Origin of the sequence: Pantoea sp. 18069, assembly GCF_902706035.1 — a bacterium.
Taxonomy (GTDB): Bacteria; Pseudomonadota; Gammaproteobacteria; order Burkholderiales; family Burkholderiaceae_C; genus Comamonas.
Genome location: NZ_CACSJA010000012.1, coordinates 37,915 through 51,389, shown reverse-complemented (window position 1 = coordinate 51,389; position 13,475 = coordinate 37,915). Strand labels below are relative to the sequence as shown.

Below are 13,475 nucleotides of genomic sequence, written 5' to 3'. Positions count from 1 at the left end.
TTCAACTCCGATGTTGGGAAAGAGGCAGCACCTGCAAGCCGGCCTGCGCCAGCCGCGCGCGCACCAGGCCGGCGAGCCGGGCCGCGCCGGGCGTGTCGCCATGCACCAGCACCGAGTCGATGGCCACGGGCATGCGCTTGCCACTCTGGCTGGTGATGGCGCGCTCCTGGAACATGTGCAGCACGCGCTCGACCACGCGCTGTTCGTCGTGGATCACCGCATCGGGCAGCTTGCGCGAGACCAGCAGGCCGCTGTCGTCATAGGCGCGATCGGCAAACACCACGCGCTTGACGGCCAGGCCCGCGGCCAGCGCCGCGCTTTCCATCTCGGTCATCGGCGGCGCGATCACCGTGAGCGTGGCGTCGAACGCCTTGATCGCCTGCATCAGCGTTGCCGCCAGCGCCGCATCCGCAAAGCACATATTGCCCAGCGCGCCGTGGAAGGTCACATGCTGCACCTTGCGGCCCAGCGCCTGCGCAATACCCTGCAGCGCGCCCAGCTGGTACCAGGTCATGGCGCGCAGCTCCGCGGCATCGAGATGCAGCACACGCCGGCCAAAGCCCTGGAGGTCGGCAAAGCCCACATGCGCGCCTATGTCGACCCCGTTTTCCACCGCCAGCTGCACGGTCTTGACCATGATGCTCGGGTCGCCCGCGTGAAAGCCGCAGGCGATGTTGGCCGAGGTGATCACTTTCATCAGCGCCGCGTCGTCGCCCATGCGGTAGGGGCCGAAGCCTTCGCCGAGATCGCAGTTGATATCTACACACTTGTTCATTCATGCATCCTGGAAAAATTGCGCCACCGCGCGCCGGACCGTGGCGAGGTAGGTTTGCTGCTGCGCATTGGCGAGCAGCGCGTCTTCCATGCCCACGCACTGAAAGCGCAACTGACCGCCTATCGCTGTCTGCGCCAGCCGCCACATGTCGGCGGCAATCACCGTGGCGATCTTGGGGTAGCCGCCCGCGGTCTGCGCATCGCACTGCATGACGATGGGCTGGCCGTGCGGCGGCACCTGGATCACGCCGGGAACAATGCCGTGCGACAGCAGCTCCAGCGGCGCGTCCGGCTTGATTTCGCCGCCGCCCAGGCGCAGGCCTATGCGGTTGCTGTCGGGCGTGATGCGCCAGCAGCTCGCCAGAAAGCGCGCGCGCGTCGCCTCGCCAAATGCCTCCCATTGCGCGGCCGGCAGCACGCGAACCACCGTCGCCTGCGCGGGCGCTTCGCCTTCCACCTGCGGCGCGGCCAGGCCGGCGCATGGCGGCAGCACGCCAAAGCGCCGGCTGCTCGCGGCCGCCCTGCCCGGCAGCGCGGCGAGCACATCGCCCTTGCGCAGCGTGCGCCCGCAATGGCCGCCAAACCCGGCCTTGAGATCGGTGCTGCGCGAGCCCAGCACCAGCGGCACGTCGATGCCGCCCGACACGCACAGATACGCCACACCGCCGCCTTGCGGCGCGCGCAGCGTCAGCACCTGGCCCGGCTGCACCACCACGCTCCACCACGGCGGAAAACGCTGGCCGTCGACTTCCATCTGCACGTCCGAGCCCGTCACGGCGATGCGCAGCGCGCAGTCGAAGCGCAGCCGCAGCGGGAAGATCACGACTTCGAGAAACGCCGCGTCCGGCGGGTTGCAGAGCATCAGATTACCGACTTCGGCGGCCAGCGCGTCGAGTGGGCCGCTCACGCCCACACCAAAGCGCCGCAGGCCGCGGCGCCCGCTGTCCTGCACCGTCGTCAGGCCTCCGGTCGACAGCACCTCCATCACGACAACACCTCCACCGCGCGAAAGCGCACGACATCGCCCGGCGCCAGCAATGCGGGCACGGCGGATGTGGGATCGAAGAATTTCCGGTCAGTGAAACCGATCAGGTTCCAGCCGCTGGGCAGCGTCTGCGCCTGCACCCCGGCCTGTGCACCGCCAATCGCCACCGAGCCGGCGCGCACCTTCAGGCGCGGCTGGGCGCGCCGCGGCGTATGCAGCCGCGCATCGAGCCCGCCAAGATAGGCGAACCCCGGGTGCGCGCCCAGGCAGAACACGGTGTAGGTGGCGCGGCTGTGCAACTCTATGACCTGCTGCGTGCTCAGCCCGTTGTGCCGGGCGACATGCGCGAGATCGGGCCCCTGCTCGCCGCCATAGACCACGGGCAATTCGAACACGCGCGGTGTTCTGGGCTGCGCCACCGGGCTCGTCCATGCGCGCTGCACACGCTGCTCGAGGTCACCGACGCGTGCAGATGCGGAATCGAAAACCAGCATCAGATTGTTCATTCCGGGAACGGCTTCCTGCACTTCACTCCAGCCAGCCGCCGCATCCGCGAGCGCGAGTATCCGCTGCTGCACCTGAGCGTCCAGCGGCCCGCTGGTTTCGAACAACAAGGCGTGCGTGCCCAGCGCGCTCACCGAAAGGCGCTGCACGGACGGTGTTGCGCTGCGGCTCATGATTGGGCCGCGCCGCGCAACGTGAACAGCGGCCGGCCGAAGTCCACCTTGTCGCCCTCCGCAACCAGCAGCTCGGCGACTTCACCGCCCACGGGCGCGACGACCGACTTGAAGAGGCCGCGCGACTCCAGATAGACCGCGGGTGCGCCCTGCTCCAGCGGCATGCCGACCGCCAGGGGCACATGCGGCTGTGCAGGATGGCGCAGCCGCAGCACGCCCAGCCCGTTGGAGCGCACCAGCGTGGTGGCCTCGCCGGGCAAAGGCGGGCTCTGCTCCGCGGCAGCCGCGGCCTCGCCCGGCGCGCCCTGGCGCGTGACGATGCGCAGCCGCGTGCCGGCGCTCTGGATCTCGATGGCCTGCATGCCGCACTGGCGCAGTTGCTCGGCAATCCGGGGGATGTCAGCGGAATTCATCATGGGTAGGACATTCAAGGCATTCAAGGGCCTATGGTCCGCGCGGACCATCGGCAGCTGGATCATGGACATCCATTCAGGGCAGCGGTTCGAACGGGATGTCTTTGATCGCCGTGACCTTGTAGGGGCGCTTGAGCTTGTAGTCCGAGCCTTCGCCAAACCACTTGTTCCAGTGCTGGTCCATGTAGCCGCTGGCTTCGAGCTTGCCCAGCACGGCGTTGATCTCGTTGATCAGCGCGGTCTCGCCCTTGTTCATGCCGATGGCGACCGGCTGGACGTACAGCTCTTCCTCTATCACCGCGGCGGGCCTGGCGCCCTTTTGCGATTGCAGCGCGAACGCGGCCGCCGACACGTTGTTGATCACGAACGCGTCGACCTTGCCCTGCTGCAGCGCGAGAAAGGCCGACGACGCGTCCTGGTAGGTCAGCGGCGTTGCGCCCTTGAGGCGCAGCTTGATCGCGGTCTCGGACGTCGAGCCCTTGGTCGCGCTGATCTTCTTGCCGTCGAGCTGGGCCAGCGTCTTCAGGCCGGAGGCGGTGTTGGCCAGCGCGACTTCCTTGCCGACGTTGTAGGCGTGGCTGAACTCGACCTGCTCCGCACGGGTCCTGGTGTAGCCCATGTTGGCGATGATGATGTCGATGTGGCCCAGCTTCAGCTCGGGAATATGCACGCCCACGGGAAAGCCACGCACTTGCGCGGCCAGCCCCATTTCCTTGGCGACGGCATGGCACAGCTCCACGTCGGAGCCAATGGTCTCGCGCGTCTTGGGATCGGGGTAGCCGAACGGCGCGATCGCGCCAAACGTGCCGCACACCAGCGTTTTCTTGGCTTTGATACTGTCGAGTTGATCGGCATGGGCCACCGTGCCCAGACAGGCGGCAGCGATCAGTACAGGCAGCAGACGGGAAGTGGAAGGCATGGTGTTTCCTTGGTTTGAAAATGGAATGAATCGCCGGGGGATCTCAATGCGCGCGCAGGTCGTTCAGAAAACGCTGCGCACGCTCTGACTGGGGGTTGCTGAAGAACGCTTGCGGCGTGTCCGACTCGATCAGCGCGCCGTGGTCCATGAACCAGACGCGGTCGGCCACTTCGCGCGCGAAGTTCATCTCGTGCGTCACGCACATCATGGTCATGCCGTCGCGCGCCAGCTGCTTCATCACCTGCAGCACCTCGCCCACCATTTCGGGGTCGAGCGCGCTGGTGGGCTCATCGAACAGGATTGCGGGCGGGTTCATTGCCAGCGCACGCGCGATCGCCACGCGCTGCTGCTGGCCGCCCGAGAGCTGGCCGGGATAGGCCGAGGCCTTGTTCGCCAGGCCCACGCGGTCGAGCAACTGCAACGCGCGCTCGCGCGCACTGCTGCGCTTTTCGCGCAGCGCGGTCACGGGCGCAAGCTCGATGTTCTCCGTCACCGAAAGGTGTGGAAAGAGGTTGAAGCTCTGGAACACGAAGCCCACATGCGCGCGGAACTTGTTGATGTCCAGCTTGGGCGAGTAGACGTCCTGGCCGTCGAACTCGATGTGGCCTTTCTGGATGGGCTCGAGCCGGTTCACCGTGCGGATCAGCGTGGACTTGCCCGAACCCGAAGGCCCGCAGACCACGATCACCTCGCCCTTGTTGACCTGGGCGCTGATGTCGTTGAGCGCGTGGTAGTCGCCATACCACTTGTGCACGTTCTTGAAGGAAATCATGGGCTGACCGGAGGACTCTTTTGCATTGCTCATGGGGATTTTTCTTTCCGTATTCCTTAAACCTTGACCGGCTGCCGCGCCACCGCGCCACCCCCTGCCGCAGCCCGGGCGGGCCCGTGGCCGGCGCGCCGGCGTGCAATGCGCTGCTCCAGCTTGCGCGCCAGCTGCGTGAGCGCCGAGCACACGACGAAGTAGATGGCGGCCAGCAGGATGTAGACCTGGAACGGCATGGTCAGCAGCGTCGCGTTGATCTGGCTGCCGGCGAACGTCAGCTCGTTCACGCTGATCACATAGCCCAGCGCCGTGTCCTTGATGCTGGAGACGAACTGCGAAATGATGGCCGGCACCATGTTGTAGATGGCCTGGGGCAGCAGCACCTTGAAGGTGGTCTGCATGTAGTTCAGGCCGATGGCGCGCGCCGCTTCGGTCTGCCCGCTGGGCAGGCCCGTCATGCCGGCGCGAACGATCTCGGCCAGGTAGGCCGACTGGTAGATCACCAGCGTCACCAGCATCGTGGTGAAGCCCGCGACCGGGCGGCCCAGGATCTGCGGCACGATGAAATACGTCCAGAAGATGAACATGATCAGCGGCACGCCGCGCACCACATAGACCACGGCGGTCGCCGGGTAGCGCAGGAACCGCAAAGGGCTCAGGCGGCACAGCGCCAGCGCCACGCCCAGCGGAAACGCGAACGCGATGCCCAGCACCGAGAGCAGCAGCGTCACCGCCAGGCCGCCGAGCGGGCCGTGCGGATACTGGCCGATCAGCAGCAGCAGCCAGTTGTCGGAAATGATATGCAGGATGTCGTTCATGGTCAGCGGGCCCGGATGCGCGTGCGGTGTTCGATCAATGCGCCACCCCACATGAGGACCAGCGAGAGCGCGAGATAGATGACGGTGGAGGCGAGGTAGACCTCGAAGGTCTTGAAGGTCTGGCTTTCCACTTCCTTGGTCACGTAGGTGAGCTCGGCCACGCCTATCGTCATCGCCAGGCTGGTGTTCTTGAACAGCAGCACCGTGTGGTTGACCAGCGGCGGCATCGCCACGCGCACCGCCTGCGGCAGGATCACCAGGCGGCAGGCCTGCAGATACGACAGGCCCAGCGCGCGCGAAGCCTCGAGCTGCGCAGTGGGAATCGAGCGTATGCCGCCGCGCAGGTCCTCCGACATGTAGCCGCCCAGGCACAGCCCGACGCCGATGAAGGCAAAGATGAATTCGCTGTTGTTCGCGTTGATCCACTGCTGCACGTCGGCCGGCAAGACGGCGGCAACGCCGAAGTACCAGAGAAAGATATGCACCAGCAGCGGCACGTTCTGGTGGTACTCGACATAGGCCGCGGCCACCGCCACGCACAGCCGGTTGGTACTCATGCGCATCACGGCGATGACCACCGCCATCGTCATCGCCAGCGCAAAGGCGAACACCGCCAGCTCGATGGTGTTGATCAAGCCCTTGCCGACCTGCGCCAGGAACTGGGGGTCGGAAAACAGCGTGTAGTCCAGCGCTATGCTCATGCCACGGCCTTTGCTGTCCGGGGCGCGCGCAGCGTCATCGAGCCGTATCGGAATGGGTGGAATGCAAAGGGAATTCTCATGAAATTTCTCATCCGGGATGGTTGATGAAGTCACTCACGCGCGCGCTGCGGACTTGCGGATTGGGGGCGGACAAAAGACAGGCCGGAGCATGCGCGCCGGCCTGTCTTTCACGCATCTTCCATGCCAGTCTTGCACGCTGCGACGGCTTGGGCAATCGCGGCAAGACCGGCTTCCAGCTGCTCCATCGATGTGGCAAACGACAGCCGCAAGAAGCCCGGGCAGCCATAGGAAGTGCCGTCGATCACCGCCACGCCGGCCTGCTCGATGAACAGGTTCACCACGTCCACGTCGCTGCGGATTTCTCGGCCCGCCGGCGTGATGCGGCCGAACAGTTGCCGCACATTGATGAACGCGTAGAACGCGCCTGCGGGGCATACGCAGCTCAGGCCCGGAATCTGTGCGATCAATTGCATCACGCGGTCGCGGCGCGACGCGAACAATAGCGCGCCCTCGACCACGCAGTCCTGCGGGCCATCGAGCGCCACCACCGCTGCCTCCTGGCTCACGGCGCTGGCGCAGGTGGTGCTTTGTGTGAGCAGCAAATTGATGCGCTTGATCAGCTCCACCGGGCCTGCGCCGTAACCAATGCGCCAGCCCGTGAAGGCGTAGGCCTTGGACAGGCCATTGACCAGCAGCGTGCGCGCACGCAGATCGGGCGCGACGCTCAGCGGCGAGACATGGCGCGCGCCGCCGTAGACGAAGTGCTCGTAGATCTCGTCGGTGAGCAGCCAGACCTGGGGGTGGGCGCGCAGTACCTCGCACAGCGCCGCCAGCTCCGCGTGTGAATAGACCGCGCCGCTGGGATTGTTGGGCGTGTTCAGGATCAGCCAGCGCGTGCGCGGCGTGATGGCCGCGGCCAGCGCCTCGGGCGAGAGCTTGAAGCCGCTGGCCTCGTCGCACGGCACGATCACCGGCTGGGCCGCCTGCAGCGCCACCATGTCGGGATACGAGACCCAGAATGGTGCGGGCACGATCACCTCATCGCCCTCGTTCAGGGACGCCGCAAAGGCGTTGTAGATGATGTGCTTGGCGCCGCAGCCGACGACGATTTCCTCGGGGCTGAAACGCAGCTGGTTTTCGCGCTCGAGCTTGCGCACGATGGCCGCGCGCAGCGCAGGCGTGCCCGCCGATGCGGTGTAGCGCGTGTGGCCGGTCCTGAGTGCCTGGATGCCGCCTTCGATGATGTGCGGCGCGGTGTCGAAATCGGGCTCTCCGATGGTGAAGTCGATCACCTTGTGGCCCTGGGCGCGCAGTGCATCGACCTTGGCTTTGGCCGCCATGCTGGGCGAGGTTTTCACAGCGGCAAGACGTTCTGAGAACAAGATGGAAGTCCTTTACATGATGAATGTGACTCACCGATGGAAGGTGAGCGTCCATCGGATTCTTGATGCATATGAAAACAAATAAAAGCGATATTTATGCATAAAATCGCATGACATTTTTCGATTTTGTGCACGCTACTTCCGAGGTCTTTCATGATGACTTTCAAGCAGCTGGAGGCGATCTACTGGGTCACCCAGCTCGGCGGTTTCTCGCAGGCCGCAGCCAAGCTGCACACCACGCAGTCGGCGATCTCCAAGCGCGTGCAGGAGCTCGAGGCACTGTTCGCCACGCCGCTGTTCGATCGCACGCAGCGTACCTCGCGGCTCACCGAAAAAGGCGAGGAAATGTATGTGGTCGCCAGGCGCCTGCTGGAGCAGCGCGATGCGGCGATGCACCAGTTCGCCTCGTCGCAGGAAGTGGTGCGCCGCCTGCGCATAGGCGTGACCGAGCTCACCGCGATGACCTGGCTGCCGCGCCTGGTGGAGCTGGTGCGCGAGCACCATCCCAAGGTCGTGCTGGAGCCCGATGTGGACCTGAGCATGATGCTGCGCGACAAGCTGCTGGCCAACGAGGTCGACGTGGCCTTCGTGCCCGACACCTGCAAGGACGAGCGCTTCACGCTCAAGCGCCTGGGCGTGGTGGAAAACGCCTGGATGTGCAAGCCCGGGACTTTCGACGGCATCAAGGTGCGGCGGCTGCACGATCTGTCGTCGCACACGTTCCTGACCCAGGGCGACAAGTCGGGCACCGGCGTGCTCTACAACCAGTGGCTGGGTTCGGTGAACATGCAGCCCACCAACACCATTGTCTGCAACAGCCTGCTGGCCATCATCGGCATGACGGTCTCGGGCCTGGGCTTCAGCTACCTGCCCAGGCAGTGCGTGGAGCCGCTGCTGCACGCCAACTATCTGGAGCTGCTCAAGGTCACGCCCGCGCTGCCCAAGACGCACTACGTGGCGGCGTACAAGAGCGACCAGCGCAGCACGCTGATCTCCTCCATCGTGCGGCTGGCGCAGGAATGCTGCGACTTCTCGCGCGCGTTTCAGATCAGCGAACCCCGGCGCGCAAACCGCTGACGCTGTCCGCGTCAGCGTTCACGGCGAGGCCCGCTCAGGGGCCGACGATATTTTGGGGCTCGCCGCGCTCGAAGGCCTCGATGTTGTCGACGAGCTGGTCCGCGAGTGTCTGAATGGCTTGCTCGCTCGCCCAGGCCACATGCGGCGTGAGGATGAAGTCGGGGCGCGCGGTCAATTGCATCAGCGGATGGTCCAGCGCCGGCGGCTCGACCGAGACCACATCGAACGCGGCACCGGTGATCTGCCCGGCATCGAGCGCCGCGCCCACGGCCTCTTCATCGACCAGTCCGCCGCGCGCGGTGTTGATCAGCAGGGGGCGCCGGTGCATCAGCGCGAACTCGCGCGCACCAATCATGTGGCGCGTCGCGGGCGTGAGCGGGCAATGCAGCGTGAGCACGTCAGCCTGCGCCAGCGTCTGCTCGAACGGCGTGTACAGGGCGCCCTGGCCCGACACGCCCTTGTGGCCCGCAAACAGCACGCGCATGCCCAGCGCCCGGCCCACGCTGGCAACGGCCTGGCCGAGCACGCCGTCGCCAATGATGCCCAACGTGGCGCCGGCCAGATCGCGTATCGGGTAGTCGAAGAAGCAGAACTGGTCGGCCTCGATCCAGCGGCCCGCGCGCACCGCATCGCGGTAGGCGCAGATGCTGCGGCGCAGCGCGAAGATCAGCGCAAACGTGTGCTCGGGCACGGTGTGGACCGCGTAGTTGCGGATGTTGCTGACCACGATGCCGCGCTCGCGGCAGGCCGCGATGTCGACGTTGTCGGTGCCCGTGGCCGCCACGGCCACCATGCGCAGCCTTGGCGCGGCTTCAATCACCGCGCGCGTGAGCCTGACCTTGTTGACGATGACGATCTGGGCATCGGCAATGCGTTCGGCGACCTGCTCGGGCGCAGTCTGCTCGAACACCGCCCACTCGTGCGCAAACCCGGGCGCGCGCAACACGGTCTGCGGGCACAGCGTGGCGCGGTCGAGAAAGCGGATCTTCATGCCGCAACCTCGACGCCCAGGCGCTTGAGCGTCGCGTCTATCCAGGTGTTGTCCAGCGTGCCCTGCTTGATGTCGCGCATCATCACCTGCTCCAGCTCCTGCTTGCCCAGCGTGGCCTGGAGGAGTGTTTCCGCGTCGGCCAAGGGCACGCACAGCAGGCCGTCGGCATCGCCCAGGATCAGATCACCCGGGTTCACCACCATGCCGTTGAGCGCTATCGGCACGTTGATCTCGCCCGGTCCGTCCTTGTAGGGGCCGCGGTGCGTCACGCCCGCGGCATAGACGGGGAAGGTGCCCGCGCCGATCGCGTCGACATCGCGGATCGCGCCGTTCATCACGAAGCCGGCCAGGCCGCGCTGGATGGCGGTGTTCACCATCAGCTCGCCGATCAGCGCATTGGTGACGTCGCCGCCGCCGTCCACGACGATCACATCGCCGGGCTGGGCCAGCTGCAGCGCCTTGTGGATCATGAGGTTGTCGCCGGGGCGCGTCTTCACCGTGAACGCCGGCCCGGCGAGCACGCCTTTGGAATGGTAGGGCCGCAGCTGCGCTCCGCCCGCGGTCATGCGCGACATGCAGTCGCTGACATTCGCCACCGGCAGCAGGCGAAACGCCTCGACGATCCTGGAATCCACCCGGCGGGTGAGACTGCAAATTTGAAATCCGATCATTTCCATTGACTTTCGTATTCGGTGGTTCGAGCCGTTGCAACGCAGCGTATCGAAAGGCCCCTGGCCTTCGCAAAGGCCCAAAGGCGCGTTTTTCCAAAGAGGCAACAAAAGTGTAGGAAATGTGACTACGGAAAAAAAGCGAATTTATGTTCTCGTTTCGCATCGCTTTTGGAGATTCTTCAAACACCCTGCCGAGTCCGGCAGACGCAAAAAAGGGATTGCCATGCAATCCCTTTTTCTCTTCTGCTGCCCGTGCCGGGCAGCCAAGTCAATGGCGGATCAGGTGATCGAAGGCCGACAGCGCGGCCGTGGCGCCCGCGCCGGCGGCGATCACGATCTGCTTGTACGGCACATCGGTGCAGTCGCCCGCGGCGAACACGCCGGGCACATTGGTGTGGCCCTTGGCGTCGATGATGATTTCACCGAAGCGCGTGAGCTCGACCGTGCCCTTGAGCCAGTCGGTGTTGGGCAGCAGGCCGATCTGCACGAAGATGCCTTCGAGCGCCACGTCCTTGACTTCACCGGACACACGGTCCTTGTAGGTCAGCCCCGTGACCTTCTTGCCGTCGCCGTTGACCTGCGTGGTCTCGGCGTTCACGATGATGTGAACGTTGGGCAGGCTGCGCAGCTTCTTTTGCAGCACCGCATCGGCGCGCAGTTCCGCGCCGAACTCGAGCAGCGTCACATGCTTGACCAGGCCGGCCAGGTCGATCGCGGCTTCCACGCCCGAGTTGCCGCCGCCGATCACGGCCACGGGCTTGCCCTTGAACAGCGGGCCGTCGCAATGCGGGCAGTAGGTCACGCCTTTGGTGCGGTACTGCTCTTCGCCGGGCACGTTCATGTTGCGCCAGCGCGCGCCCGTCGACAGGATCACGGTCTTCGACTGCAGCGTCGCTCCCGACTCGAGTTCCACCGTGATCAGCCCGCCCTCTTCCTTGGCCGGCACCAGCGCCTTGGCGCGCTGCAGGTTCATGATGTCGACTTCATAGTCGCGCACATGGCGCTCGAGCGCCGCCGCGAACTGCGGGCCTTCGGTCTTCTGCACCGAAATGAAGTTCTCGATGTCCACGGTATCGAGCACCTGGCCGCCCAGGCGTTCGGCGGCAATGCCGGTACGGATGCCCTTGCGCGCCGCATAGACGGCTGCGGCCGCGCCCGCAGGGCCGCCGCCGACGATCAGCACGTCGAACGCATCCTTGGCGCTGATCTTCGCGGCTTCGCGCGCCGATGCACCGCTGTCGACCTTGGCGACGATCTCGGCGAGTTCCATGCGGCCCTGGCCGAAGCGTTCGCCGTTGACGAACACCGTGGGCACGCCCATGATTTCACGCGACTCGACTTCGCTCTGGAACAGGCCGCCGTCGATCGCCGTGTGGGTGATCTTGGGGTTGAGCACGCTCATCAGGTTCAGCGCCTGCACCACATCGGGGCAGTTGTGGCACGACAGCGAGTAATAGGTCTCGAAGTGCAGCGGCGTGTCGATGCCGCGGATCTGCTCGAGCAGTTCGGCCGATTCCTTCGACGGGTGGCCGCCGACTTGCAGCAGCGCAAGCACCAAAGAGGTGAATTCATGGCCCAGGGGCACGCCCGCAAAACGCAGGCCGGTGTCCACGCCGGGGTTGGTGATGAGGAACGAGGGCTTGCGCACATCGGCCGCATTGTTCTCGATCACGGTGATCTTGTCGCTGAGCGCGACCAGGTCGGCGAGCAGGGACTTGACTTCGCCAGACGCCTTGCCGTCGTCGAGCGTGGCGACGATTTCAATGGGCTTTTGCACCCGTTCGAGGTATGCCTTGAGTTGGGCCTTGAGGTTGGCGTCGAGCATGATAGTCAAATCCTACTGAAATTTATTATTGATAGCTATTGTTCAAATACTTCAAAAAAAGCCCAGGTCGCCCCGGGCTTTTTCAGGGGCATTTACTTAGATCTTGCCGACCAGGTCCAGCGAAGGAGCCAGCGTGGCTTCGCCTTCGTGCCACTTGGCGGGGCAGACTTCACCGGGGTGGGCGGCGACGTACTGGGCAGCCTTGACCTTGCGCAGCAGTTCGGTGGCATCACGGCCAATGCCTTCGGCGGTGATTTCCACGGCCTGGATCACGCCCTGGGGGTCGATGATGAAGGTGCCGCGGTTGGCCAGGCCCTGGTCAGCGCGCAGGACTTCGAAGTTGTTCGAGATGGCCATGGTCGGGTCGCCGATCATGGTGTACTGGATCTTGGCAATGGTTTCCGAGGCATCGTGCCAGGCCTTGTGCACGAAGTGCGTGTCGGTGGACACGGAGAAGATCTCCACGCCCATCTTCTGGAATTCTGCGTAATGGTCAGCGACGTCGCCCAGTTCGGTGGGGCAGACGAAAGTGAAGTCGGCGGGGTAGAAAACGAACACAGCCCACTTGCCCAGCACGTCCTTTTCGGTGATGTCGATGAACTTGCCGGCCTTGAAAGCGCTGGCCTTGAAAGGTTTGATTTCGGTATTGATAACGGACATGGTTGCTTCCTTTAAGTGATGCGACTGAACACAGGTATGAAGTTTAGAGCTTCCACGGGATATATCCAATCAATTGACTTTATTATGTTAATTTAATTTGACTATCGAATGTCACAGCCCATAGCTCGACAACGCGAACACGAGTCATCATCAAACGCAGACAGACCGGATGAGCAGGGACAAGCCCTTACAACCCTGCCGTGAACAGCGACAATCGGAGCATTCACACAAGCGAAGGAGTTCCCCATGAAAGGCGATTTACAAGCCATTGCCCACCTGCAGGCACAACTGAAGAATGAGCTCACGGCCATCAACCAGTACTTCCTGCACTACCGCATGTACAAGCACTGGGGCTTCGACAAGTTGGCGAAGAAGGAATACGCAGAGTCGATCGGCGAGATGAAGCATGCCGACTGGCTGATGGACCGCATCTTCACGCTCGACGGCCTGCCCAACCTGCAGGACCTGGGCAAGCTGCAGATCGGCGAAGACGTGCCCGAATGCCTGGCCTGCGACCTGCGCCTCGAACTGGGCGCGCAGCAGACCATCAAGGACGGCATTGCCCACTGCGAATCCGTGCGCGACTACGTTTCGCGCGACCTGCTGCAAAAGATCCTCGACGACACCGAAGAGCACATCGACTTCCTCGAAACCCAGCTCGACCTGATCGAGAAGGTCGGCGTGCAGAACTATCTGCAGTCCCAAATGGGCGAGCTGGAATAAGGTTTTCGCAGCAGAGATTGAAAGCGGGCCTGGCCCGCTTTTTTTCCGCCTGCTTGTCCCTGAATGCGACGC

Annotated in this window: 15 protein-coding genes; 2 read left to right on the top strand and 13 right to left on the bottom strand. The window is 64.4% G+C overall.

Annotation, left to right across the window (positions count from 1 at the left end; genetic code table 11):
- Position 1: 1 nt before the first annotated feature.
- From GVL12_RS11530 to GVL12_RS11490, 9 genes are all read right to left on the bottom strand, one after another.
- Complete coding sequence (locus tag GVL12_RS11530; RefSeq protein ID WP_159913997.1) at positions 2-775, bottom strand: LamB/YcsF family protein; 774 nt, start codon at positions 773-775, stop codon at positions 2-4.
- Positions 776-1,759, bottom strand: coding sequence for a biotin-dependent carboxyltransferase family protein (locus GVL12_RS11525; RefSeq protein WP_235033854.1), 984 nt, complete (start codon positions 1,757-1,759; stop codon positions 776-778). It abuts the gene before it with no gap.
- The gene (pxpB, locus tag GVL12_RS11520) at positions 1,759-2,436 is read right to left on the bottom strand and encodes a 5-oxoprolinase subunit PxpB (protein WP_159913993.1); all 678 of its coding nucleotides are present in this window, start codon (positions 2,434-2,436) and stop codon (positions 1,759-1,761) included. Before pxpB ends, GVL12_RS11525 begins: the two co-directional genes overlap by 1 nt.
- The gene (locus GVL12_RS11515) at positions 2,433-2,852 is read right to left on the bottom strand and encodes a biotin/lipoyl-containing protein (RefSeq protein WP_159913991.1); all 420 of its coding nucleotides are present in this window, start codon (positions 2,850-2,852) and stop codon (positions 2,433-2,435) included. The genes pxpB and GVL12_RS11515 overlap by 4 nt, the downstream gene beginning before the upstream one ends.
- A 73-nt stretch (positions 2,853-2,925) precedes the next feature.
- Positions 2,926-3,768: a transporter substrate-binding domain-containing protein gene (locus GVL12_RS11510; protein WP_159913989.1), complete on the bottom strand. Its 843-nt coding sequence runs from the start codon at positions 3,766-3,768 to the stop codon at positions 2,926-2,928.
- A 43-nt stretch (positions 3,769-3,811) separates the two neighbouring features.
- Positions 3,812-4,573 carry an amino acid ABC transporter ATP-binding protein gene (locus tag GVL12_RS11505; protein ID WP_306770595.1) on the bottom strand — a complete coding sequence of 254 codons (762 nt, stop codon included), beginning with the start codon at positions 4,571-4,573 and terminating at the stop codon, positions 3,812-3,814.
- 23 nt (positions 4,574-4,596) lie between these two features.
- Complete coding sequence (locus GVL12_RS11500) at positions 4,597-5,352, bottom strand: amino acid ABC transporter permease (RefSeq protein ID WP_159913987.1); 756 nt, start codon at positions 5,350-5,352, stop codon at positions 4,597-4,599.
- 2 nt (positions 5,353-5,354) lie between these two features.
- Complete coding sequence (locus GVL12_RS11495) at positions 5,355-6,053, bottom strand: amino acid ABC transporter permease (protein ID WP_159913985.1); 699 nt, start codon at positions 6,051-6,053, stop codon at positions 5,355-5,357.
- 188 nt (positions 6,054-6,241) lie between these two features.
- Positions 6,242-7,432: a pyridoxal phosphate-dependent aminotransferase gene (locus GVL12_RS11490; RefSeq protein WP_200843690.1), complete on the bottom strand. Its 1,191-nt coding sequence runs from the start codon at positions 7,430-7,432 to the stop codon at positions 6,242-6,244.
- A 177-nt stretch (positions 7,433-7,609) separates the two neighbouring features.
- On the opposite strand from GVL12_RS11490, the gene GVL12_RS11485 reads away from it, so the two are divergent.
- Positions 7,610-8,533, top strand: coding sequence for a LysR family transcriptional regulator (locus tag GVL12_RS11485; RefSeq protein WP_235033853.1), 924 nt, complete (start codon positions 7,610-7,612; stop codon positions 8,531-8,533).
- Between the two features lie 34 nt (positions 8,534-8,567).
- Here the strand turns inward: GVL12_RS11485 and GVL12_RS11480 are convergent, their stop codons facing one another.
- The 4 genes from GVL12_RS11480 to ahpC form a co-directional block, all read right to left on the bottom strand.
- Positions 8,568-9,524: a D-2-hydroxyacid dehydrogenase gene (locus GVL12_RS11480; RefSeq protein WP_159913981.1), complete on the bottom strand. Its 957-nt coding sequence runs from the start codon at positions 9,522-9,524 to the stop codon at positions 8,568-8,570.
- Entirely contained in the window at positions 9,521-10,195 is a 675-nt protein-coding gene (locus GVL12_RS11475) for an RraA family protein (RefSeq protein ID WP_159913979.1), read from the bottom strand. The genes GVL12_RS11480 and GVL12_RS11475 overlap by 4 nt, the downstream gene beginning before the upstream one ends.
- Positions 10,196-10,463: 268 nt before the next feature.
- Positions 10,464-12,020 (bottom strand): alkyl hydroperoxide reductase subunit F, encoded by a 1,557-nt coding sequence (gene ahpF, locus GVL12_RS11470; protein ID WP_159913977.1) that lies wholly within the window; start codon positions 12,018-12,020, stop codon positions 10,464-10,466.
- A 96-nt stretch (positions 12,021-12,116) separates the two neighbouring features.
- On the bottom strand, positions 12,117-12,680 hold the full coding sequence (gene ahpC / locus GVL12_RS11465; protein ID WP_159913975.1) for an alkyl hydroperoxide reductase subunit C: 564 nt from the start codon (positions 12,678-12,680) through the stop codon (positions 12,117-12,119).
- A gap of 246 nt (positions 12,681-12,926) precedes the next feature.
- Between ahpC and bfr the strand changes: the two genes are divergently transcribed.
- Positions 12,927-13,403: a bacterioferritin gene (gene bfr / locus GVL12_RS11460; RefSeq protein WP_159913973.1), complete on the top strand. Its 477-nt coding sequence runs from the start codon at positions 12,927-12,929 to the stop codon at positions 13,401-13,403.
- Positions 13,404-13,475 lie beyond the last annotated feature (72 nt).

Coding starts and splice junctions, on each gene's coding strand:
- GVL12_RS11515 (WP_159913991.1), bottom strand. CDS start 2,852: ATGATGAATTCCGCTGACATCCCCCGGATTGCCGAGCAACTGCGCCAG.
- GVL12_RS11510 (WP_159913989.1), bottom strand. CDS start 3,768: ATGCCTTCCACTTCCCGTCTGCTGCCTGTACTGATCGCTGCCGCCTGT.
- ahpF (WP_159913977.1), bottom strand. CDS start 12,020: ATGCTCGACGCCAACCTCAAGGCCCAACTCAAGGCATACCTCGAACGG.
- GVL12_RS11500 (WP_159913987.1), bottom strand. CDS start 5,352: ATGAACGACATCCTGCATATCATTTCCGACAACTGGCTGCTGCTGCTG.
- bfr (WP_159913973.1), top strand. CDS start 12,927: ATGAAAGGCGATTTACAAGCCATTGCCCACCTGCAGGCACAACTGAAG.
- ahpC (WP_159913975.1), bottom strand. CDS start 12,680: ATGTCCGTTATCAATACCGAAATCAAACCTTTCAAGGCCAGCGCTTTC.
- pxpB (WP_159913993.1), bottom strand. CDS start 2,436: ATGAGCCGCAGCGCAACACCGTCCGTGCAGCGCCTTTCGGTGAGCGCG.
- GVL12_RS11525 (WP_235033854.1), bottom strand. CDS start 1,759: ATGGAGGTGCTGTCGACCGGAGGCCTGACGACGGTGCAGGACAGCGGG.
- GVL12_RS11505 (WP_306770595.1), bottom strand. CDS start 4,573: ATGAGCAATGCAAAAGAGTCCTCCGGTCAGCCCATGATTTCCTTCAAG.
- GVL12_RS11530 (WP_159913997.1), bottom strand. CDS start 775: ATGAACAAGTGTGTAGATATCAACTGCGATCTCGGCGAAGGCTTCGGC.
- GVL12_RS11495 (WP_159913985.1), bottom strand. CDS start 6,053: ATGAGCATAGCGCTGGACTACACGCTGTTTTCCGACCCCCAGTTCCTG.
- GVL12_RS11475 (WP_159913979.1), bottom strand. CDS start 10,195: ATGATCGGATTTCAAATTTGCAGTCTCACCCGCCGGGTGGATTCCAGG.
- GVL12_RS11480 (WP_159913981.1), bottom strand. CDS start 9,524: ATGAAGATCCGCTTTCTCGACCGCGCCACGCTGTGCCCGCAGACCGTG.
- GVL12_RS11485 (WP_235033853.1), top strand. CDS start 7,610: ATGATGACTTTCAAGCAGCTGGAGGCGATCTACTGGGTCACCCAGCTC.